Genomic DNA, 22025 nt, shown 5'->3' with positions numbered 1-22025 from the left:
CGAACACGAACTGCGAAAGACCCCCGCAGACTCGCCCTAGCTGCCGAGCAGCCCGAAACTCCACAACAGCACCGATTTCTGCGCGTGAATGCGATTTTCCGCCTCGTCGAACACCACCGATTGCGGGCCCTCGAACACCTCTTCGCTGACCTCCTCGTCCACATGGGCGGGGAGGCAGTGGAGGAACACCGCATCGGGCTTGGCCTGCGCCATCAGCGCGGCGTTCACCTGATAGGGCGCCATCGCGGCGAGCTTGGCCTCGGCATGGGCCTGCCCCATCGAAATCCAGGTATCGGTGACGATCACATCCGCGCCCTTTGCCGCCTCGGCAGCATCCTGCGTCAGCGTGACCGTGGCCCCGCCCGCGCGCGCCAATTCGACGAAGGCCGGGTCGGGCTCGTAACCCGCCGGGGTCGCCACGCGGACGTTGAACTTCATCAGCCCCGCCGCCTCGAGGATCGAGTGCAGCACGTTGTTGCCGTCCCCAAACCACGCGACCTCGAGCCCCGGCAGCGACTTGCCATGCTCGATCACGGTGAGCAGATCGGCCATGATCTGGCAGGGGTGCGACATGTCGGTGAGGCCGTTGATGACCGGCACCGTGGCGTGGGCTGCCATTTCCTCGATCTTGGCGTGATCGTCGGTGCGCAGCATGATGCCGTCGACCATGCGGCTGAGCACGCGGGCGGTGTCGGCGATGCTCTCCCCCCGCCCGAGCTGGCTTGAGGCCGAATCGAGCGGCAGCACACTCCCGCCGAGCTGGCGCATCGCGATATCGAAGCTGACGCGGGTGCGGGTCGAGTTCTTCTCGAACACCAGCGCCAGCACGCGGCCCTTGAGCGGGGCATCGGCATCGGGCGCGCCTTTGGGCAGGCCCGCGCGCGCCGCCTTGCGGTCGATCGCGTCATTGATCATCGCCGCGATGTCATCGCCGCCCGCATCCCCCAGATTGAGGAAGTGGCGGAACGCCCCCGTGCCCCCGGTCATGCTGCCTCGGGCACCTTGAAGCTCGCCGCGCCGGCCGACAGCTTGTCGAAGAATTCGTCGATCTCGGCATCGCCGATCACCAGCGGCGGGATGATGCGGATGGTGTTGTCGCCCGCCGCCACGGTCAGCAGCTGGTGATGATCGCGCAGATGGACGTAGAACGGGCGGCTCTCCATCTTCATCTTCAGGCCGAGCATCAGACCCTTGCCACGCACCAGTTCGAACAGTTCGGGATAATTGCCGATGAACTGCTCAAGCCGCGCGCGCAGGCGTTCGCCCTTCTCAGCGACCGAATCGAGGAACTCGTCGTTGGCGACAGCCTCCATTACGGCCATCCCGGCCGCCATCGCCAGCGGGTTGCCGCCATAGGTCGATCCATGGGTGCCGAAGGTCATGCCGCGCGCGGCGTGTTCGGTGGCGATACAGGCCCCGAGCGGGAAGCCGCCGCCGATGCCCTTGGCGGTCGCCATGATGTCGGGGGTGATGCCGTAATGCTCATAGGCATACAGCTTGCCGGTGCGCGCGACGCCGCACTGCACCTCGTCGAGGATCAGCATCAGCCCATGCTCGTCGCACAGCGCGCGCAGGCCAGCCATGAACTCGGGCGAGGCCGGGCGGATTCCGCCTTCGCCCTGGATCGGCTCGACCAGAATGCCCGCCGTCTGCGGCCCGATCAGCGCCTTGGCCGCTTCGAGATCGTCGAAGGGCGCATACTTGAACCCTTCGAGCAGAGGCGCGAAGCCGTGGTGCATCTTGGTCTGGTTCGAGGCGCTGATGGTCGCCATCGTCCGGCCGTGGAAGGCATTGTGGAAGGTGATGATCTCGAACCGCCCGGCATCGCCCGCCTCACCCGCGTTCTGGTGGAACGCACGTGCGGTCTTGATCGCGCATTCGACTGCCTCGGCGCCCGAATTGGTGAAGAACACCGTGTCGCCAAAGGTGGTGTCGACCAGCCACTGTGCCAGCTTCTCGCCCTGTGGGCTGCCATAGAGGTTCGAGACGTGCATCAGCGTCGCGGCCTGTTGCTGGATCGCGCCGATCAACCCTTCATGCGAATGGCCGAGCAGGTTCACCGCAATGCCGCTGGCGAAATCGAGATAGCGGGTGCCATCCTCGTCGATGAGATGGCAGTGCTCGCCGCGCACCGGCCGGACACCGCAACGCGGATAGACGGGCATGAGCGGGGTAATCGACATGGGCTTTGTCCTGAATTGTGAGAATCGGGGGGGCTCGAAACGCAAATGGCGGCCCTGAACCAGAGCCGCCATCTACAATCCGGTAATCTTCCGCTGACCCTGCGTCAAACCGCGGGGCGCGGTTTCGGCCGAGGTCAGCCTTCGATCGGTGCCAGATTGACGGCGGAATATTTTCCGCGTCGATCGACTTCGAGATCGAATTCGTAGCGTTCGCCTTCGTTGAGGGCCGAAAGCCCCGAACGCTCGACCGCGCTGATGTGGACGAAGGCATCGGGCTGGCCGTCATCACGGACGAGGAAGCCGAAGCCCTTCATCCCGTTGAAGAACTTGACCGTACCCTTGGCGCGCTCACCCGTCAGCTCGCGCGCCGGAGCAGCGGGCTTGGCCGCCACGGCGATCACATCACCGACAACCTGAAGATCCTGCGCCGACACCTTGCCGCCGCGATCCACGAGATTGTACTGGAGCTCCTGTCCTTCAGCGAGGCCTTCAAGACCAGCACGTTCGACCGCGCTGATGTGAACGAACACATCTTCGCCGCCGCCTTCTTGCTGGATGAAGCCAAAGCCCTTCTGCGTGTTGAAGAACTTCACCGTACCCTTGCCGGTGCCAACGATCTGGGCGGGCATGCGCGGCGCACCGCTGAAACCACCGCCACCACCGCCGCCGGAACCACGCGGGCCGCCGCCAAAGCCGCCACCGCCACTGCGCGGGGCACCGCCGCCGCCATAGCGATCACCGCCGCCGCCGAACCGGTCGCCACCGCCACCAAAGCGATCGCCGCCACCAAATTCGCGCGGAGGCGAGAAACCATCATTCCCACCGCCAAACGGATCGAAGCCATCTTCGCCGAAACCGTCGCGCTTATCGCGTCCGCGCCGGCGTCCCCTATCGTAACCCATAGATCAGTACGTACCTTAGCCACACTGCCCGGCCTCAATCGCGCCGATGTCGTGGACAGTGAGCCGCACCGGAGCCGGACGCGCCGAGTTAGTGGTCCGGCGCGCACGTGTGAAACACATAGCGCACAAAAGCTTGCTTTGCGAACGATTTTACCGGCCCCCCATTTGGCGGGCCGACGCCGCGCAGCGGTGCTTGTGCGCCAGACCCGCTTTCGGCATGAAAGGCGGTGACAATATTGGACCAGCCACTGGGGAAAGCAGGACGTATCATGAGCGATTTTCGCCAACTGACCGAAAATGTGTTGGTGAGCCCGCAACTTGCGCTCGAGGATATCGCGGCGGCGGCGGCGCTGGGCGTGGGTCTCATCGTCAACAACCGCCCTGATGGCGAGGAACCTTCGGCCCCTCAGGGAGACGAAATCGCAGCGGCGGCGGCAGCAGCGGGGATGAATTATGTCGCGATCCCGATCGGACATTCGGGCTTTAGCGAGCCGCAGGTCAACGCGATGATCGACGCGCTGGAGCAGGCTGAGGGCCCGATTCTCGCCTATTGCCGCTCGGGCACGCGCTCGACCTTGCTGTGGGCGCTGGCCGCCGCCAAGCAGGGCGTCGAGCCGGACGACATCGCCCGGACAGCGGCACGGGCAGGCTACGATGTGAGCCCGATTCGCGCGATGATCGACATGCTCGCCGCGCGCTGAGGCGCTGCCGCCCGTGGCCCTGCTGACTCAGACCGCCGGTTCGCTGGTCGCGATCCTCGCGCTGGCGGGGCTCGCGTGGTGGCTGAAGCTTGGTGGCGCGCCGCGTCTCGACAGCGCCGAGGCGGTCGCGCGTGCGGCGGGTGAGGTCGAAGACGGGTTCGCGCCGGTCGCCACCTCTCACGACGCCGAGGGTGCGAGTGCGCTCGCCCGCGACGGCGCGGGGCGGATCATGGTGATCAGGCGCCACGGCAACCGCTTTGCCGGACGCGTGCTCGGCCCCGGTGCGACCGCGCGTCCCGACGTCCAGCCGGGCGAGTTCAACCTCGTTGTTGATCCGGGCGAGCCGCGCTTCGGCAAGGTGTTCCTCACCCTCCCCGACGCGCAGGCTTGGGCCGAGGCGATCAATCGGCTAAACGCAGGCAAGGATGCCTGACTTCAACCCCACCCAATATGCCGTGCCACTGTTCGTGGTGGCGGTGCTGGCCGAGATGATCTGGGCCAAATTCCGCGCGCCCGAGGCCTACGAGCCCAAGGACACGCTGGTCAGCCTCGCCTTCGGCCTCGGCTCGACCGTGGCGGGCGCTGTGCTCGGCGGCTTCGCGCTGACCGTGTTCCTCAAGGCCTACGAGTACCGCGTCTTCGACTTCGGCCCCGAATGGTGGGCCGTGTGGTGGGCCTGGCCGCTGTGCTTCGTGCTCGACGACCTCAAATATTACTGGGTCCACCGCGCCGGGCACCGCATCCGCTGGATGTGGGCGAGCCACGTGAACCACCACTCCTCGCAGCACTACAACCTCTCCACCGCCCTCAGGCAGACGTGGACGGGGATGTTCACCTTCGGCTTCCTCTTCGCGGTGCCGCTGGTGCTCCTGGGCTTCCACCCGGCGATGATCGCGATCTGCGGCGGGTTCAACCTCATCTACCAGTTCTGGATCCACACCGAGGCGATCGACAAGATGCCGCGCTGGTTCGAGGCGGTGATGAACACCCCCTCGCACCACCGCGTCCACCACGCCACCAATCCGCGCTATCTCGACACCAATTACGCGGGCGTCTTCATCGTCTGGGACAAGCTGTTCGGCACCTTCACGCCCGAGGTCGGTGAAGAGAAAAACCGCTACGGGATCGTCAAGCAGCTGGGGAGCTTCAACCTTCTGTGGTCGGTGTTTCACGAATGGATCGGGATGCTCACCGACATCTGGCGCGCGCCGTGGCAGCATAAGCTCAGCTACCTGCTGCGCGAGCCGGGTTGGAGTCATGACGGCAGCCGCGAGACCTCCGACATGATCCGGGCAAAGTGGCAGGCCCGCACGGGCATCAGGGTTGCGCCCGCTGCAACTTCAGTGGCTGATCGAAACCCGATTGCAGGCAGCAAAGAAGCTGCCTAATCTCCCTCGCCAAAGGGAGAGATCATGGAAAGTTTCGACTACATCGTCATCGGCGGTGGCAGTGCCGGTAGCGCTGTCGCAGGGCGGCTCGCGGTGGATGGCACGCGCCGGGTGTGCCTGCTGGAAGCGGGCGGGCGCAACGACAATGTCTGGATCAAGACGCCGGGCTTCATGCCCTTCATCCCCGAAAAGTCGAACTACCGCTACGAGACCGTCCCGCAAAAGGGCCTGAACGGACGCACCGGCTATCAGCCGCGCGGGCGTGGACTCGGCGGGTCCTCCGCGATCAACGCGATGGTCTATATCCGCGGCAACCGCTGGGATTATGACAATTGGGCCGCGATGGGCTGCACCGGCTGGGCCTATGACGACGTGCTCCCCTACTTCAAGCGCGCCGAGGCCAACGAGCGTGGGGGCGATGAATTTCATGGCGCGGGCGGGCCGCTGTTCGTGTCGGATCAGACCGCCGCCAACCCGGCCAGCCACGCCTTTGTCGATGCGGCGGCATCGCTCCAGCTGCGCACCAATCCCGATTTCAACGGCGAGCGGCAAGAGGGCTTCGGCCTTTATCAGGTCACCCAGCGCAAGGGCGAACGCTGGTCGGCGGCGCGGGCTTACGTGGAGCCGATCCGGGGCGCGGGCAACTTCGCGGTGCGCACTGATACGCTGGTCGAGAAACTGCTGATCGAGGGCGGGCGTGTCACAGGCGTGCAGGTTCGTCGCGGGGGCGTTGCCCAGTCATTGCTGGCCCGTCGCGGGGTGGTGCTCAGCGCTGGGGCGTTCAATTCGCCGCAAATCCTGATGCTGTCGGGCATCGGCCCGGCGGATCACCTGAAGGCGCACGGGATCGACGTGGTGCTGGATCGCCCGGCGGTGGGCGGCAACCTTCAGGACCATATCGACTATGTCTCCGGCTGGGAGACGGAGAGCGACATTCCGATCGGCAGCACGCTGAAAGGCACGCTCAAGATGGCGGCGGCCATGGTCGAGCACCGCCGCAAGCGGACCGGGGTGATGACCACGCCCTATGCCGAGGCGGGCGGGTTCTGGACCGTGATGCCCGACGCGCCTGCGCCCGACGTGCAATGGCACTTTGTCCCCGCCGTGCTGGAAGATCACGGGCGCGAAAAGGTGAAGGCGCATGGCTTCTCGCTCCACGCTTGCGTGCTGCGGCCCGAAAGCCGGGGAACTGTCCGGCTGGGCAGCGGCGACGCGGGCGCTGCGCCGGTGATCGATCCCAACTTCCTCGCCGATGATCGCGACATGGCGGTGCTGCGCGCCGGCGTGCGCCTGTCGCACCGCATTGCCGAAGCCCCCCCGATGCAGGCCTTTGGCCCCAGGGACCGCCATCCGGTCGACCTCAATGACGACGCCGCGCTGGACGAATTGATCCGTGCGCGGGCGGACACGGTCTACCACCCGGTCGGCACCTGCCGCATGGGGAGCGATCCTGACGCGGTGGTCGATCCGACGCTGAAGCTCAATGGGCTCGAGGGGCTGTGGGTGGCCGATGCCAGCATCATGCCCAAGCTCGTCAGCGGCAACACCAACGCGCCGAGCATCATGATCGGCGAGAGGTGTGCCGACTTCGTGATGGCGGCGGAGCGGGCCTAAACCTTACCGCAGGAAGCGCGATGATCCGGCCCGCCAAAGGACGGGCCGCGAGCGCACGCGCGCGAGCCGCAGGCGATCAGGCCCGCAGGGCCTGAGACTCGCCGAGGACGACCCCGCGGAGGCGGGGTCGCAACACAAACAACAAACAACAAACAAAAAAAGGCCGGAGAGCTTGCGCTACTCCGGCCATATTCAGTCTGTTCGTTCGCAGGAGGAACAAGGTGAGGCGGGGGGAGGGGAGAGGGAGAGAGAGGCCTCCCCCCGCCAAGCTTGGTGGAGAGGGGCTTAGTTGTAAGCCCGCTCCCCGTGTTCGGAGATGTCGAGGCCGTTGGTTTCGGCTTCGGCGTCGGGGCGCAGGCCCACGGTGACCTTGAGGATCAGGAACAGCGCGGCCGAGACAACGCCGGTCCACAGGATGGTGGTGCCCACCGCCCAGCACTGGGTGATCACCTGACCGACGAGGTCGTATTCGCCAGCCACGGCCACCGGAGCGGTGTAGTCGATCCAGCCCTGGCCGCCGAGCGCCGGGTCAGCGACGATGCCGGTGCCGATCGCGCCGACGATCCCGCCCACGGCGTGGATGCCGAAGACATCGAGGCTATCGTCGTAGTTCAGCTTGTTCTTCACCGTGGTGACGAAGAAGTAGCACACCACCGAAGCCACAGCGCCGAGGATGATCGCGGTGCCGGGGTGGGCAAAGCCCGCCGCCGGGGTGATCGCCACAAGGCCGGCCACCACACCCGAGACCCCGCCGAGCAGCGAAGGCTTCTTGTGGGTGATCTGTTCGATGATCGCCCAGGCTGCACCCGCTGCCGCGGTGGCGACGAAGGTGTTGATGAAGGCGAGAGCGGCGAAGGCGTTGGATTCGAGCGCCGAGCCGGCGTTGAACCCGAACCAGCCGATCCACAGCAGGCTGGCACCGATCATGGTCATCACCAGGCTGTGCGGGGGCATGGGCTCCTTCTTGTAGCCGATGCGCGGGCCGATGATGAGGCAGCCGATGAGGCCAGCGATCCCGGCGTTGATGTGCACCACGGTGCCACCAGCGAAGTCGAGCGCACCCCAGCCCCACAGCAGACCCATGTCAGTGGGCGCGGTGTGCAGGAAGTCCGGGCCGGCCCAGTACCACACCATGTGCGCGATCGGGAAATAGGCGAGCGTCATCCACGCGACCACGAAGATGATCAGGGGCGTGAACTTCACGCGCTCGGCAAAGGCGCCGACGATCAGGGCCGGGGTGATGCAGGCGAAGGTCATCTGGAACATCACGAAGACCAGCTCGGGCAGGTAAACCCCGTTCGAGAAGGTAGCCGCGAAGGTGCCCGGATTGACCCCGGCCAAGAAGGCCTTGTCGAGTCCGCCGAACAGCGCCGGGAACGGCGTGCCAGTGGAGGTGAAGGCCATCGAATAGCCCCAGCCGAACCACACCAGCGCCGCGACGCAGACGATGGTGAGCACCTGCATCAGCACGCTCAGCATGTTCTTGGCGCGCACCAGACCGCCGTAGAACAGCGCAAGGGCGGGAACACTCATCATCAGAACCAGCGCGGTCGAGACCATCATCCAGGCGACATCGCCCTTGTTGACCATCTCGGCGGTGGGGGTGAAGACGGCAGGCGCGGCGGCGGCGGCGGCATCAGCCGCAGGCGCGGCGAAAGCCGGCGCAGCAAGGAATGCCGCTCCGGTCGCGACCGTCGCAAAAGTGGAGAGAATGCGCTTCATCGATTGGGTCCCCTTACAGCGCGGTTTCGCCGGACTCGCCGGTGCGGATGCGGGTGGCGGAGGCGAGATCCAGAACGAAGATCTTGCCGTCGCCGATCGCGCCCGTGTTGGCGGTCTGCTGGATGGTTTCGACCACCTGCGCGGCGATTTCGTCGCTGGCAGCGATCTCGAGCTTCACTTTGGGAAGCATGTTGGTGGAGTATTCGGCACCGCGGTAGATTTCGGTCTGACCCTTTTGCCGACCGAAACCCTTGACCTCGGTGACGGTCATCCCGGCAATGCCGATGCCGCTCAGCGCTTCACGAACGGTGTCGAGCTTGAACGGTTTGATAATGGCGATGATGAACTTCATCTGTGGCCCCTATTGCACCGGATTGGCCCGGCTACGGGATACACAGCAACAAGCGTGCCACATTTGTGTAACGAGGCTGACGCAACGGAATCAGCACCTTTCTTCGCACTTGCGAAAGAATTTCTGCCTAACAATTAGGCAAGTGATTAACGATTGTGCAAGATTTGCGCTGAAGCGTGCCGCAGTTCAGCTCTCGTCGCCTGCGATATAGCGGTCCGTCGCACGGGTCGGCAGACCGTCGATGCTGCGGGTGCGTAGCGCCATCTTGGCCTCCCACTGCGCCGGGTCGGACTGGCGATGCGCCTTCTTCAGCGTATCGCGCTCGCTCTCCAGCGTCATGAAGGGCACGCCCCAGCCGCAGGAGGACTGCACGCTTTCGACCGCGATATCGAAGATTTGCCGTGTTCCGGGCATCAGTGTGAAATGCGTGGCCAGCCCCTCCCACGCGGAATCCTGCGGCAACACCGCCTGTCCCCGTCCGTAAATGCGCAGGATCAGCGCGGGCTGCTGAAAATTGCAGAACATGAGCGTGATCCGCCCCTGATCGGCCTGCTCCGCGGCAAGGTGCGCGTGAGTCTCGTTACCCGATCCGCCGAGGTCGAGATAGGCAACGCGCGTGGGCGAGAGCACGCGGAAGGCGTCATAGCCCTTGGGGCTGAGATTCACCCGCCCCTCGGCCGCTGCCGTGGCCACGAAAAACACCGGCTGCGCGGCGATCATGGCGATGTGCTTGTCGTTCAATGCCTCGAAGAACTCTGCCATCGCCGTCTCTCCGGTTTAGAGGAAATCGCGCAAGGTGGCGATGAAGCGGTCGAACTGGTCGTGGTGCAGCCAGTGGCCGGCCTTTTCGAACTCGATCACGCTGGCGGTCTTGAAGTGCGCGATGCGACCGTCCTTCTCCGGGTTCGAGGCCCAGGAATCCGCGCCGTAAAGCAGCAGCGTCGGGCAGGTGATCGCGCCCCACAGCTGCTCGATGAACTCGTCGCCGATGTCCTCGACCGGCCAGACATTGAGGTGCGGATCGAACTTCCAGCTATAGGTGCCGTCCTCGTTGCGGTTGACCCCATGGACGGTGAGATGGCGCGCCTGTTCCTCGGTGAGGTAGGCGTTTTCTTCGATCATGCGGGCAAAAGCCGCCTCGATGCTTTCATATTTGCGCGGGGTGCGACCGGCGGCCTTGCGCTTCTTCTCGATCCATTCGGCGAGGCGCTCGGGATAGGGCTGGCTGCGCTGCTTGGCGCGCCATTCGGGCGAGGGGCCGAGGCCTTCGATCGCGACCAGCTTGGTCACCATGTCCGGGAAGGCCCCGGAATAGCGCAGTGCGACATTCCCGCCCATCGAATGCGCCACCATCCGCACCGGGCCGACGCCCAGTTGGTGGATCAGTTGCGCAAGGTCATAGACCATGTCGCCCGCCGAATAGACCCCGTCCGAGACCCAGTCGGAATCCCCATGCCCGCGGTGGTCCATGGCGATGACGTGGTAATCCTCGCTGAGCGCCTCGGCGGTCCAGTCCCAGCTGCGCGCGTGATCGCGGCCGCCATGCACCAGCACCAGCGGTGGCTTCCCCCTGCCGCCCCAATCGAGGTAATTCAGGCGAAGGCGCTGCGAAATGAAGGTCTGCGAGGTCGGGCCGGCGGTGTGCATGGGTGATGCTTTGGCTAAACTGCGGGGTTTGGGCAAGTGTCAGACCCCACACCGTTCGCCCCGATCCTGTCGAAGGGCCGTTCTTTTTGAGAGCGGACCTCCAGAAGAAAAGGCGGTGCTTCGACAAGCTCAGCACGAACGGAAAGGGGTTCTTACCGTTCCTTGGTGGCCGAGAAAGTCAGCTGCGGGTTCTTCTCGACCTGATAGCTGACATCCCAGGGGCTCTTGGCCAGGAACACGTAATCGCCGTCCCGGTCACGGGCGAGGTTGGCGCGGTTGAACCCGGCGAATTCCTCCAACGTCTTCTCGTCACCCTTGATCCAGCGCGCGGTCGCAAAGGGAGAGGGTTCGAGCACGGCTTCGACCTTGTATTCCGCCTCAAGCCGCGAAATCAGCACTTCCAGCTGAAGCTGCCCGACCACCCCAACGATGTGGGCCGAGCCGATATCGGGGTAGAACACCTGGATGACGCCCTCTTCCGAGAGGTCGTCCAGGGCCTTGCGCAATTGCTTGGTCTTGGTCGGATCGCGCAATTGCACCCGGCGCAGGATTTCGGGCGCGAAGTTGGGCAGGCCCGTGAAGCGCACCTGATTGCGCTCTGACAGGGTGTCGCCCACGCGCAGGGTGCCGTGGTTGGGGATGCCGATGATGTCGCCCGCTTCGGCCGTGTCGGCGAGCTCGCGGTCCTGCGCGAAGAACAGGATCGGCGAGTGGACCGCGATGGGCTTGCCGAGGCCGCTCGGCGTCAGCTTCATGCCGCGTTTGAACGTGCCCGAGACCTGCCGCATGAAGGCGATGCGGTCGCGGTGGTTGGGGTCCATGTTGGCCTGCACCTTGAAGATGAAGCCGGTGACCTCGTCGCGCTCCGGGCTGATCTGCTCCGCGCCGGCGGGCTGCGGGCGGGGCGGCGGGGCGAAGCGGGCAATGGCGTCGATCAGCTCGGTGACGCCGAAGTTCTTGAGCGCCGATCCGAAATAGACGGGCGTCAGGTCACCGTGGCGGAAGGCTTCGAGGTCGAATTCGGGATAGCCGCCGCGCGCTAGCTCGATCTCGTCGGCGAAGCGCTCGGGGATGGCGGCGGTGTCGCGGGTGCCGAGGAACTCGCGGCTCGGGCCTTCGGGGCGGCTGATGGTGTCGGTGGCGAAATCGAGCAGGCCCTCGAACTCGCCGCCCATGCCGATGGGCCACATCTGGGGCGAGACGTCGAGCGCCAGCATGTCGGCGACCTCGTCCAGCGTCTCGAAGGGATCGCGGCCCTCGCGGTCGACCTTGTTGACGAAGGTGAGGATCGGCACCGAGCGCAGGCGGCAGACCTCGAACAGCTTGCGGGTCTGCGGCTCGATGCCCTTGGCCGCATCGATCACCATCACCGCCGAGTCCACCGCGGTCAGGGTGCGGTAGGTGTCCTCCGAGAAATCCTCGTGGCCCGGGGTGTCGAGCAGGTTAAAGACGATCCCATCCTTCTGGAAGGTCATCACGCTCGACGTGACCGAGATCCCGCGCTGCTGCTCGATCTTCATCCAGTCCGACCGCGCCCGCCGCGCCGCGCCGCGCGCCTTGACCTCGCCGGCCAAGTGGATCGCGCCGCCCTGAAGCAGGAGCTTTTCGGTCAGCGTGGTCTTACCCGCGTCAGGGTGCGAGATGATCGCGAAGGTGCGGCGATTGGAGGTCACTGGTTGTCGCGCGCGACGCGGAAGCCCGCGAAGTCCTGGTTGACCGGCATCAGCTCGATCCGGTTGATGTTGAGATGCGGCGGCAAGTTCGCGATCCACAGGATCGTGTCGGCGATGTCCTGCCCGGTCATCGGATGGACCCCGCGATAGAGATCGTCCGACGCCTGCTGGCTGCCGGTGCGCACCAGCGTGAACTCGGTCTCGACCATGCCCGGCTCGATGCTCGTCACGCGCACGCCGGTGCCGTGGAGGTCAGCACGCAAGGCCAGCGTGAAGTGGTTGGCAAAGGCCTTGGAACCGGCATAGACGTTGCCGCCGGGATAGAGGTAGCTCCCCGCGACCGAGCCAATGGCGATGATCGCGCCGCGCCGCTCGATCAGCAGCGGCAGCAGCTTGCGGGTCAGCACCACCATCGCGGTGATGTTGGTATCGATCATCGTGTGCCAATCATTCAGATCGGCGTTCTGCGCGGGCGAGAGGCCCTGGGCGAGACCCGCGTTGTTGACCAAGAGGTCGATCTCACGGAAGCCCTCGGGCAGCGCGGCGAGTGCGGCATCGAGCGCGGCGGTGTCACGCACATCGAAGCAGGCGGCATGGACCTTGTCCGCGCCCAGCTCGGCAACCAGTGCGTCAAGCCGCTCCTGCCGCCGTCCGGTGGCAACGCAGCGCCAGCCGTCCGCCACCAGCGTACGCACCGTGGCAAGACCGATACCGGCGGTGGCGCCGGTGACGAAAGCGGTCTTGCTCATCCGCGCAGCTCCCCGCCCAGCTTGGCCGCCGCCGCGACGACCTTCTCGGCGATGGCCTTGAGGTCGGCGTCCTTGAAGCTCGCCTCACCCGGCTGGAGCGTGACTTCGACCGCGATGGACTTGTGGCCCTCGGGCACGCCCTGCCCGGCGAAGACGTCGAACACGCGCACGCCGGTGATCACTGCCTTGTCCGCGCCTTGGACAGCGCGCACCAGATCGCCCGCCGCGAGGCTCGCGGGGACGAGGAAGGCAAAGTCGCGCGTCACGGCTTGCAGCGCGGGCGGGGTGAAGCCCGGACGCGCAAAGGCCGCGCCCTTCTTGGCGGGGATTGCGTCGAGGAACAGCTCCACGGCGGCAATCGGGCCGTCAACGTCGAAGGTCTTGAGCGTCGCCGGATGCACCATCCCGAAGCGCGCCAACACCACCTTCGGGCCGAGGCGCAGGGTGGCGGACTGGCCGGGATGGAACTGCGGCCCCGCCTCGCCCATCACCATCAGGTTGGCCACAGGCGCGCCCGCCGCTTCGAGCAGCTGCATTGCCAGCGCCTTGGCGTCATAGGCGTCGAAGCTCTTGGCCTTGCCGCTCTGCCAGCCACGCGCGGTCTTCTCGCCCGCGAGCACGATGCCGAGGGTGGGCTTTTCGTCGCTGAGGCCGTCGCTCCCGCGGAAATAGCGCCGCCCGATCTCGAACAGGCGTGATGACGCCGCGCCGCGATCCGCGTTGCGCTTGGCCGCCATGAGGAGGCCGGGGAGCAGCGCGGGGCGCATCGCCTTCATGTCCTCGCTGATGGGGTTGGCGAGCACCCACAGGAGCTGGTCGCTGGCGAAGTGGTTTGCGGCCCATTCGGGGAGGAAGCTCCACGTCACCGCCTCGTTGAGGCCGCTGGCGGCGGCGGCGCGGCGCAGGCCGCGCTCGAGCTTCTGCTGCGGCGTAGCGGTCGGGCGGGCGACGCCCTCCGCGCGGGGGAGCGCGACGCTCGCCACCTTGTCGAGGCCGTGGATGCGCACGACCTCCTCGACGAGGTCAGCCGGGCCTTCGATGTCGTGGCGGCGCAGCGGGCAGGTCACCTGCCAGTTGGCGCTGACGCTGAAATCGAGGCTTTCGAGGATGCGCTTCTGCTCTGCCTCCGGCACCTCCACCCCGCCGAGGCGCAGCGTCAGGCCGGGATCAAAGGCGATCACCTTGGGTTCGCTCGGCGGCGAACCAGCGCGCATGATGTCGCTGGGCGTGCCGCCTGCCAGATCGACGATCAGCCCGGTGAGCAGGTCGAGGCCCTGTTCCAGAAACGCGGGGTCAACCCCGCGCTCGAACCGCGTGCGCGCGTCCGAGGACAGTCCCAGCTTGCGCCCCGTCGCGCCGATGCGGGCCGGATCGAAATAGGCGATTTCGAGCAGGACGTCGGTTGTGCCCTCGGTAACGCCCGAATGTTCGCCGCCCATGATCCCGGCGATGTCGTGCACGCCGTTGTCATCGGCGATCACGACCATCTCGCTGTCGAGCGTGTAGGTCTTCTCGTTGAGCGCCAGCACTTGCTCGCCGTCCTTCGCCCGCCGCGCGACGACCGCGCCCTGCAATTTGGCGAGGTCATAGGCGTGGGCCGGACGCCCGAAGCCAAGCATCAGGTAGTTGGTCAGATCGACCAGCAGCGAGATCGGACGCTGGCCCGCGCTCTTCAGGCGCGCCTGCAGCCACTCGGGCGAGGGGCCGTTCTTTACGCCGGCAATGACGCGGCCATAGAAGGCCGGGCAGCCCTCGGGATCGTCTGTGCGGATTGCCCCCGGAATGGCGCGCGAGCCAGAGAAGGTCGGAATGGTGATCGGCTTCAGCGTCCCCAGCCCCTTGGCCGCCAGATCGCGGGCGATGCCATAGACGCCCATGCAGTCCGGGCGGTTGGGCGTCACCGCTACCTCGATCACCGGATCGGCGCCGTGATAATCGGCGAAGGCGGTGCCGACCGGCGCATCGTCGGGCAGTTCGATGATCCCGTCGTGATCCTCGCCCAGCTCTAGTTCGCGGGTCGAGCACATCATGCCGTTGCTCTCGACGCCCCGGATCGCGCTCTTGCGCAGCACCATGCCATTGGCGGGAACGACCGCGCCGGGCAGGCCAAGCACGCCCTTCATGCCCGCGCGCGCATTGGGCGCGCCGCACACGACTTGCAGCGGCTCGCCCTCGCCCGTGTCGACGGTCAGCACCTGCAGCTTGTCGGCATCGGGGTGGCGCGCGGCCGTCAGCACGTGGGCGATGCGGAAGCCCGCCAGCTTCTCCGCCGGGTCTTCCACGCCCTCGACCTCAAGCCCGATGGCGTTGAGCGCGTCGCAGATTTCCGCCACCGAAGCGGTCGTATCAAGGTAATCCTTGAGCCAGGTCAGCGAGAACTTCATGCCTTTGCTCCCACGCCAGCGGAAAGGGTGGGCTGGTCGAAGGGCGAAAAGCCGTAATGCGCCAGCCAGCGCGGATCGCCGTCGAAGAAGGCGCGCAGGTCGTTCATCCCGTATTTGAGCATCGCGATCCGGTCGATCCCGAGGCCGAAGGCGAAGCCCTGCCACTCCTTGGGATCGAGCCCGGCGAATTCGAGCACGCGGGCGTTGACCATCCCGCTACCGCCGATTTCCATCCACGCATGGCCCGGCGCATCGCCGTGCCCGCCGACCACCCGGCGGCCGCCTTCGTTCGAATAGCCGACATCGACCTCGACGCTCGGCTCGGTGAAGGGGAAGTAGCTCGGGCGCAGACGCAGAACGATGTCCTCACGCTCGAAGAAGGCCTTGAAGAAGGTCTCCAGCGTCCACTTGAGGTGACCGAGGTGAATATCCTTGTCGATCACCAAGCCTTCGACCTGATGGAACATCGGCGTGTGGGTGGCATCGCTGTCCGAGCGATAGACCCGGCCCGGCGCGATGATGCGGATCGGCGCGCCCTGATCGAGCATCGCGCGGATCTGGACGGGCGAGGTGTGGGTGCGCAGCAGAATCTCGCGGCCCTCCCCGGTCTTGTCAGGGAAGTAGAACGTATCATGCATCGCCCGCGCCGGGTGGGTCTCGTCCATGTTGAGCGCGGTGAAATTGTGCCAGTCGTCCTCGATCTCGGGACCGGTCGCGACTGCGAAGCCGAGGTCGGCGAAGATCTCGGCCAATTCGTCCATGACCTGCGAGACGGGGTGCACCGAACCCTTGGGTGCGGCGGGCGCGGGGAGCGTCAGGTCGACCGTCTCACGCGCCAGCTGCTCTTCCAGAGCGGCGGCTTCGAGCGCGGCCTTCTTCGCATCCAGCGCCTCGGAAATGCTCGCCCGCGCGGACTGGATCGCGGGGGCGGCGGCGCTGCGCTCCTCGGGGCTCATCCCGCCCAGCGTCTTCAAGGCAAGGCTGACCCAGCCCTTTTTGCCGAGCGTTTCGAGCCGCTGCGCTTCAAGCGCATCGAGGGTGGCTGAGGCCGCAATCGCGGCCAGCGCAGCCTCTGTCTGGGATGGTATGTCGGTCATGGCCTCGGGTGATCTACGCAGGAAATGTGCCGCCGCCCGCTAGCGGCAAATCGCCCGCATTGCAAAGCGCCTGTCTGATGATCGGGCAGCAGCGCCGTTTCGGCCCCACCGGATCGGCCTCGGCCGAGGGCCTGCGCCAGATCACCGCGGCGCAGGCGGGTCCAGGGTCTGCGCCGCGCTGCCCCTCGCCCGCGCGCGCGCCTCCATGAACGATGTCAGGATCGGGTGATCCAGCGCGGCATACTCGCTCGGGTTCATGGTCATGAATTCGCGGAACTCGCGCGTGAATTGCGCCTGATCGTGGTAATGCGCGTCCATTGCCTCGGTCCAGGGGCGGCCGCGCTGGAGCATATAGGTCGTCAGGCTGCGCATGAACCGCTGGCGGCGCATCAAGAGCTTGGGCGCAAAGCCGAAATAGCGTGTGCACACCCGCTCAAGCGTACGGATACTCATCGCGCAAGCCTCGGCAAGATCGTGCACCGAAGCGTGATCGCCGTTCACCAGCGCAGCGTGGACACGGGCAATGCGCGCTTCCTCCCGATTGGGCCGCATCGCGCGCTCCATCGCCGTGACCAGCGCCTGGAACTGCTCGTCAAGCGTGGCCTGAGGATCGCACAGGACATCGGTCAGTGCGCCGAAGTGGGCGAAGGCCGGGTGCGTGGTTCCGTCGCAGATCACATTGGCGCAATCGCTCGCATCGGCGTCGAAGAACCGCGACCAGCCCAGCGGGAGGAAGCCGACGCCCCACATCCGCACCGGCCCGAGCGTGAAGCGGCACGGCAAGGTGCTCGGCCCGGTGCCGACAAAGGGTGCGCCGCTGACCTTGTGCGTGGCAATCTCCGCCTCGGGCGCGGTGCCGCAGAAAAAGCGGATATTGGCCCACTCGGGCTGGAGATAGTCGGTCACCACCGCGCCCGTTTCGGGCAGATCGAGCGTCAGGTGGTAGAAGGTCGTAAAGCACCCCGCGAACTGCGCCGGCGGTTCGCGGAATTCGGCTGTCAGCCGCTGGCCCACCGGCGGCCCATGCCCGCCAGCGGCTTGCTGGTATCCTCCATTCCCCACCGCGTCAGTTAGCCGCAGGTGGCGCGGTTTTACAAGAAGGATGGCGAATTCATACAATTCGCGGCCGCATACCGCGCAACAGAAAGGGGCGGCTGCCGCAATGGCAACCGCCCCTGATCTGATGTTCGGGCCGAGGCCACGAGAGGCTTACGCGGGCAGAGCGGCCTTCGCCTGAGCAATCACGGCCTTGAAGGCGCCGCCTTCGTTCATTGCGAGATCGGCCATCGCCTTGCGATCGAGTTCGATGCCCGCCAGCTTGATGCCGTGCATGAACTGCGAATAGGTCAGGCCTTCCATGCGAACGGCCGCGTTGATGCGCTGGATCCACAGGGCGCGGAAGGTGCGCTTCTTCACCTTGCGGTCGCGGTAGGCGTACTGGCCGGCCTTTTCGACCGCCTGACGGGCGACGCGAATGGTGTTCTTGCGGCGACCGCGATAGCCCTTGGCCTGTTCGAGGATCCGCTTGTGCTTGGCGCGGGTGGTAACACCGCGTTTGATGCGAGTCATATCAGTATATCCTTATTGTGAAGACGCGTGGGCCAGAGCCCGCTCGCATCAATCCAGCCCGTAGGGCGCCCACTTCTTGATCGTCGGCGTATCGTTGGCCGACAGGACCGAGGTGCCGCGGTTGGTGCGGATATACTTGGCGTTGTGGCTGATCAGACGGTGACGCTTGCCAGCGACGCCGTGCTTGACCTTGCCGGTGGCGGTGATCTTGAAGCGCTTCTTCACACCGCTCTTGGTCTTCAGCTTGGGCATTTTCATCTCCTGAGTGAGACACGTCGGAACCGGCCATGGCAGCCCTTGTCGCCAGGCCGGCTGATTGATTCGTGTCAGTGAAGTGCGCGCGCTTAGGCGGGAAGGCACGCAAAGGCAAGGGGGATGGGACTAATTCCCGGTGCCCCTCACCCGCCCTTGCGGCTTGCCTCGGCGGCTTCGATCACGCCCTTGTCCCATGTCACGCGGGTCTGGGTCTGCGGATTGAAGCGGTTGTCTTCGTACTTCGCGGCCCCGGCAGCAGCGATTTCCGCTTCGGTGAGGTGCTCGCTCGGCTTCAGGGTGAAGACGTCGATCCCGCGGGTGATCTCGGTGCCGTAGATGTGGCCCTTGTACCAATAGACCGACCAGTAACCGCCCACGATCATCTGCTTGGTGTCGATCGGCCCGCGATCGAAATAGGCGATTTCCTTGGGGCTCGCGCTGTCGGTGAAGTCCATGATGCTGAGGCCACCCTGATACCAGGCCTGCACGAACAGATCGCGGCCCGGCACCGGCACGATCGAGCCGTTGTGCGCGACACAGTTTTCCTTGTCGGTCTGGGGCGCGGGCATCTTGTAGTGGGAGCGGAAGACGAGCTTGCGGTCGACGATGTCGTAGATCGCGTTGGCGCCCCAGGTCTTGGGATCGGAGGCCTTGCAACGCGGGCGCCCGCCGCCGCCCCACTCGTCAGTGAAGATCACCTTGGTGCCATCATTGTTGAAGGTGGCCGAGTGCCAATAGGCAAAGGTGGGGTCGGTCACCGCGTCGATCCGCTTGGGATCGAGCGGGTCGGCAATGTCGAACAGCAACCCGTTGCCCGAGCACGCACCCGCCGCCATCTTCAGCGCCGGGAAAACCGTGATGTCGTGGCACTGATCGGTGGGGGCGGTGCGCTGGGTGCCGTCGCCATGATCGCCGCCGGTCCACAGGCCCGCGATCGAGCCGGTCTTCTCATCCGCGAAGACGCGCGGGCTTTTGACGATGCGCGCCTTGGACGGATCGGCCAGCGGGATCTCGATCACGTCGATCGAGAACAATGCCGTGCGGGTGTCGCCCGGAATTTCGCCGACGCAGCCCGCCAGCTCCTCGCTCTCGCGGATGCCGGCCGTGCCCGAGTTATAGACCACGATCCGGGTCGCATCGGCGCTGACGATCGAGTGGGTGTGGCTGCCGCGGCAGGTCTGCACCCCGCCGACCTGCACCGGCCGGGTGAGATCGGAGATATCGAAGATGCGCAGGCCGCGGAAGCGTTCCTCATTGACCTTGCCCGGCGCGCCTTCCAGCCCGCAATCGACCCGCCCGCGGGTCTGCTCGACGCTCATCACAAGGATGTTGCCGACCACCGAGACGTCGCCCTGCCCGCCGGGGCAGACGACGCTGCTCATCAGGTTGGGCACGCCGTCGGTGCCGAGCTTGTAGATGTTGAACCCGTGGTAGGAGCCGGCCACCATCACATCGTCGAAGAAAGCGATGTCGGTGTTGGCGAAATCGAGCAGCGGGGAGCGTTCGGCAAATTCGGTGAGGTCTTCCTCTTCGCGCCCGGGCGTGGCGGCGGCAGGGTCAGCCGCGGCGACGGCGGGTGCAGGCGCGGCTTCGGGCTTGGCCTCCTCCTTCGCCGCGTCCTTGTCCTTCTTGGGCGGCACCGGCGGGCGCAGATCGGCCGGGTTGGCGGGGTTGAAGAACCCGGCGGGCTTAGGCAGACTCGCCACCTTGGTGAGGTTCAGGATCGCCTCGCCCGCGTTGTCGAACCCGGCCGCGAGGCCCGAGCGCGGATCGCCCGACAGGCCGGCCAGCAGCTTGTCCATCCGCGTGATCTCGGTGGTCTGCTCGCTGTCGATATCGCCGACGAACTGGTAGAGCACGGGGTCTGCCGCCGTGCCGTCTTCGTCGAGCAGCTTTTCGACCATGTCCACCGCGCCTTCATGATGCGCGATCATCAAGGTCAGGAACTGGCGGTCGAACTCCACCCCCTTGGCCGCCGCCAGCGCCTTCATCTGATCGGGCGAGGCCATGCCCTTCATCATGTGGTGCATATGTTCGCCGTGACCCTTCATCATCGGGTCTTCCACCGGCTCGCCCCGCTCGCTCAGCCAGGCCTTCATGAAAGCAATTTCGTCTGCCTGGCTCGATTCGATCCGTCCCGCGATCGTGACCAGCTCAGCGGTGTTGGTGCGATCCTTCACCAGCACCGCCATCTCGACCGCCTGCTGATGGTGGACGATCATGTGCTGCATGAAGGCGACATCGGACGCGGTGTAGCTCGCCTGCGCCAGCTTGGTCGCCTGATCGGCGGTCAGCGTCTTGCTGGCCTGCCCCGGCGCGCCCGGCTGGACGATCTGCACTGTCTGCGCATAGGCGACGCCCGAGGTGGACAGCAGCAAAGCGGCAAAGGCAGCGCGCGCGGCGCTGCGGTGAGCGGTGTCGGTCATGATTGTCCCCTTGGAGAAATGCTTGACCCGCAGACTGCCGCCTTGGCGGACGCAGTCAAGCCCATGTGATGGTGGGCAAGATGGCTTTCGACGAACCTCCGATTGCGGTCGAGGAGACGCATGGCGTTGCGGCGTGCGGCTCTGTCGCGTGCGCCGCACCTTTCGTCGCATGCGCCCGGATGAGCGCTTGCCGCGGCGAATCGGGCGTGGATAAGTGCATCGTTAAGCCCCAAGAAACCCTGTTGGAGTAGCTTGTCCGCATGACACGCCCTCGCTTTCTCGCTGCCTTCACCGGCCTTGCCGTCTCGCTTGCGGTGATGGCCAGCCCTGCTGCGGCAGGCCCAGAGGATCTTGAGGATACCTTCGCGGCAACCTTCGGCACGCAAGCGCGCCAACCTCCCAGCTTCGAAGCGCTCTATGCCGGCAATTGGCAGCAGCGCATCGCTGAACTCGCCGATCCGGCTCAAGGGCGAATCGGGGTCGCTGCGGTCGATCTGGCCACAGGCGAAGAAGTGATGGTGCTGGGCGACCAGCTGTTCCCGATGGCCTCGACCAGCAAGGTCGCGATTGCCGCCACCTTCCTCGAAATGGTCGAACAGGGGCGCTACACCCTGACCTCGGAATTTCCGCTGCTGATGCCGGTCGCCTCGGCCAAATATTCCTCGGTCAAGGCGCCGGTGCGCGCGGGCCAGTACATGCCCGCGATCGACCTGATCGAGATCATGATCACCCGCTCGTCCAACCCGGCCACGGACGCGCTGCTGGCGGCGGTCGGCGGGCCGGCGGTGGTGAACGACTGGATCCGGCGGCAGGGGATCACCAACTTCTCGATCAACCGCGACATTGCCACCCTGGTGCGCGATGACGGCGAGTACAACCCCGCCGTCCACATCGACACCCGCGATGCCGCAACCCCGCGCGCGATGGTCCGGCTGCTGTCCGGGCTCTATCGCGGCGATTTCCTGTCCGATCAGAGCCGTCAGGTGCTGCTCGCCGCGATGAGCCGCACCGTCACCGGCAAGCGCCGCATCCCGGCGCACATCCCGCTCGAAGCCCGGGTGAGCCACAAGACCGGATCGCTCAACAACACCTCCAGCGATATCGGCATCATCGAATGCCCCGATGGCCGTACGATTGCCGTGGCGATCTATGTCACCGGGCAAGGCAGCAAGCAGGCCCGCGAAGAACGCATCGCCGCGATTGCGCGCGCGCTCTACGATGGCTTTGCGGTCCGCGCACAGGCCCATCCGACCCGGAATTGGGCGAACGCGCCTTATGCCACCGGTGGCTGAGCCTTCGCCATGACGACAGGCAGCAAAAAGGGGCGGCGCCGGATGGCACCGCCCCTTTTTTCGTAACCCGC

General features: G+C 65.8%; 20 protein-coding genes. 5 read left to right on the top strand and 15 right to left on the bottom strand.

Translation table 11 applies throughout. From position 1 onward, the window contains the following. Window positions 1-36: 36 nt before the first annotated feature. The 3 genes from argF to ACLBKT_RS16935 form a co-directional block, all read right to left on the bottom strand. Window positions 37-987, bottom strand: a complete 951-nt coding sequence (gene argF, locus ACLBKT_RS16945) for an ornithine carbamoyltransferase (RefSeq protein ID WP_410184154.1) — start codon at window positions 985-987, stop codon at window positions 37-39. Beyond that, on the bottom strand, window positions 984-2183 hold the full coding sequence (locus ACLBKT_RS16940) for an aspartate aminotransferase family protein (RefSeq protein ID WP_410184153.1): 1200 nt from the start codon (window positions 2181-2183) through the stop codon (window positions 984-986). Before ACLBKT_RS16940 ends, argF begins: the two co-directional genes overlap by 4 nt. Before the next feature lie 134 nt (window positions 2184-2317). After that, complete coding sequence (locus tag ACLBKT_RS16935) at window positions 2318-3085, bottom strand: cold-shock protein (protein ID WP_410184152.1); 768 nt, start codon at window positions 3083-3085, stop codon at window positions 2318-2320. Between the two features lie 269 nt (window positions 3086-3354). Here ACLBKT_RS16935 and ACLBKT_RS16930 point away from each other — a divergent pair, with 269 nt between their 5' ends. From ACLBKT_RS16930 to ACLBKT_RS16915, 4 genes are read left to right on the top strand one after another with little or no spacing between them, the layout of a single operon-like run. Further along, the gene (locus ACLBKT_RS16930) at window positions 3355-3786 is read left to right on the top strand and encodes a TIGR01244 family sulfur transferase (protein ID WP_301751089.1); all 432 of its coding nucleotides are present in this window, start codon (window positions 3355-3357) and stop codon (window positions 3784-3786) included. A gap of 13 nt (window positions 3787-3799) precedes the next feature. Further along, complete coding sequence (locus tag ACLBKT_RS16925; protein ID WP_410184151.1) at window positions 3800-4219, top strand: hypothetical protein; 420 nt, start codon at window positions 3800-3802, stop codon at window positions 4217-4219. After that, the gene (locus ACLBKT_RS16920) at window positions 4212-5174 is read left to right on the top strand and encodes a sterol desaturase family protein (RefSeq protein WP_410184150.1); all 963 of its coding nucleotides are present in this window, start codon (window positions 4212-4214) and stop codon (window positions 5172-5174) included. Before ACLBKT_RS16925 ends, ACLBKT_RS16920 begins: the two co-directional genes overlap by 8 nt. Window positions 5175-5198: 24 nt before the next feature. Then, window positions 5199-6788: a GMC family oxidoreductase gene (locus ACLBKT_RS16915; protein WP_410184149.1), complete on the top strand. Its 1590-nt coding sequence runs from the start codon at window positions 5199-5201 to the stop codon at window positions 6786-6788. Between the two features lie 285 nt (window positions 6789-7073). Here the strand turns inward: ACLBKT_RS16915 and ACLBKT_RS16910 are convergent, their stop codons facing one another. The 12 genes from ACLBKT_RS16910 to ACLBKT_RS16855 all read right to left on the bottom strand — a co-directional run bounded on the left by ACLBKT_RS16910 (window position 7074) and on the right by ACLBKT_RS16855 (window position 20662). Further along, a complete protein-coding gene (locus ACLBKT_RS16910) occupies window positions 7074-8510 on the bottom strand; it encodes an ammonium transporter (protein WP_410184148.1) in 1437 nt (478 codons plus the stop codon). Window positions 8511-8523: 13 nt separating this feature from the next. Further along, window positions 8524-8862 carry a P-II family nitrogen regulator gene (locus ACLBKT_RS16905; RefSeq protein WP_066531788.1) on the bottom strand — a complete coding sequence of 113 codons (339 nt, stop codon included), beginning with the start codon at window positions 8860-8862 and terminating at the stop codon, window positions 8524-8526. Window positions 8863-9048: 186 nt separating this feature from the next. Next, on the bottom strand, window positions 9049-9624 hold the full coding sequence (locus ACLBKT_RS16900; protein ID WP_410184147.1) for a pyridoxamine 5'-phosphate oxidase family protein: 576 nt from the start codon (window positions 9622-9624) through the stop codon (window positions 9049-9051). 15 nt (window positions 9625-9639) lie between these two features. Then, window positions 9640-10509: an alpha/beta fold hydrolase gene (locus ACLBKT_RS16895; protein ID WP_410184146.1), complete on the bottom strand. Its 870-nt coding sequence runs from the start codon at window positions 10507-10509 to the stop codon at window positions 9640-9642. Between the two features lie 152 nt (window positions 10510-10661). Next, window positions 10662-12182: a peptide chain release factor 3 gene (locus tag ACLBKT_RS16890; protein WP_410184145.1), complete on the bottom strand. Its 1521-nt coding sequence runs from the start codon at window positions 12180-12182 to the stop codon at window positions 10662-10664. Further along, the gene (locus ACLBKT_RS16885; RefSeq protein WP_410184144.1) at window positions 12179-12931 is read right to left on the bottom strand and encodes an SDR family NAD(P)-dependent oxidoreductase; all 753 of its coding nucleotides are present in this window, start codon (window positions 12929-12931) and stop codon (window positions 12179-12181) included. The genes ACLBKT_RS16890 and ACLBKT_RS16885 overlap by 4 nt, the downstream gene beginning before the upstream one ends. Beyond that, on the bottom strand, window positions 12928-15315 hold the full coding sequence (pheT, locus tag ACLBKT_RS16880) for a phenylalanine--tRNA ligase subunit beta (RefSeq protein ID WP_410184143.1): 2388 nt from the start codon (window positions 15313-15315) through the stop codon (window positions 12928-12930). The genes ACLBKT_RS16885 and pheT overlap by 4 nt, the downstream gene beginning before the upstream one ends. Beyond that, on the bottom strand, window positions 15312-16412 hold the full coding sequence (gene pheS / locus ACLBKT_RS16875; protein ID WP_410184142.1) for a phenylalanine--tRNA ligase subunit alpha: 1101 nt from the start codon (window positions 16410-16412) through the stop codon (window positions 15312-15314). Before pheS ends, pheT begins: the two co-directional genes overlap by 4 nt. Before the next feature lie 141 nt (window positions 16413-16553). Next, window positions 16554-17474 (bottom strand): helix-turn-helix domain-containing protein, encoded by a 921-nt coding sequence (locus ACLBKT_RS16870; protein ID WP_410184141.1) that lies wholly within the window; start codon window positions 17472-17474, stop codon window positions 16554-16556. Between the two features lie 147 nt (window positions 17475-17621). Continuing rightward, window positions 17622-17981, bottom strand: coding sequence for a 50S ribosomal protein L20 (gene rplT / locus ACLBKT_RS16865; RefSeq protein WP_160759675.1), 360 nt, complete (start codon window positions 17979-17981; stop codon window positions 17622-17624). 48 nt (window positions 17982-18029) lie between these two features. Continuing rightward, entirely contained in the window at window positions 18030-18233 is a 204-nt protein-coding gene (gene rpmI, locus ACLBKT_RS16860; protein WP_026092007.1) for a 50S ribosomal protein L35, read from the bottom strand. A 146-nt stretch (window positions 18234-18379) separates the two neighbouring features. Next, window positions 18380-20662 (bottom strand): DUF305 domain-containing protein, encoded by a 2283-nt coding sequence (locus ACLBKT_RS16855; protein ID WP_410184140.1) that lies wholly within the window; start codon window positions 20660-20662, stop codon window positions 18380-18382. Window positions 20663-20922: 260 nt separating this feature from the next. Here ACLBKT_RS16855 and ACLBKT_RS16850 point away from each other — a divergent pair, with 260 nt between their 5' ends. Next, window positions 20923-21954: a serine hydrolase gene (locus ACLBKT_RS16850; RefSeq protein WP_410184139.1), complete on the top strand. Its 1032-nt coding sequence runs from the start codon at window positions 20923-20925 to the stop codon at window positions 21952-21954. The last annotated feature ends 71 nt before the right edge of the window (window positions 21955-22025 follow it).

This window comes from Erythrobacter sp. W302b (assembly GCF_046452395.1).
Classification (GTDB): Bacteria; Pseudomonadota; Alphaproteobacteria; order Sphingomonadales; family Sphingomonadaceae; genus Erythrobacter.
Note: the sequence above shows the minus strand (reverse complement) of the source record. Positions and strands in the feature narration are given on the sequence as shown.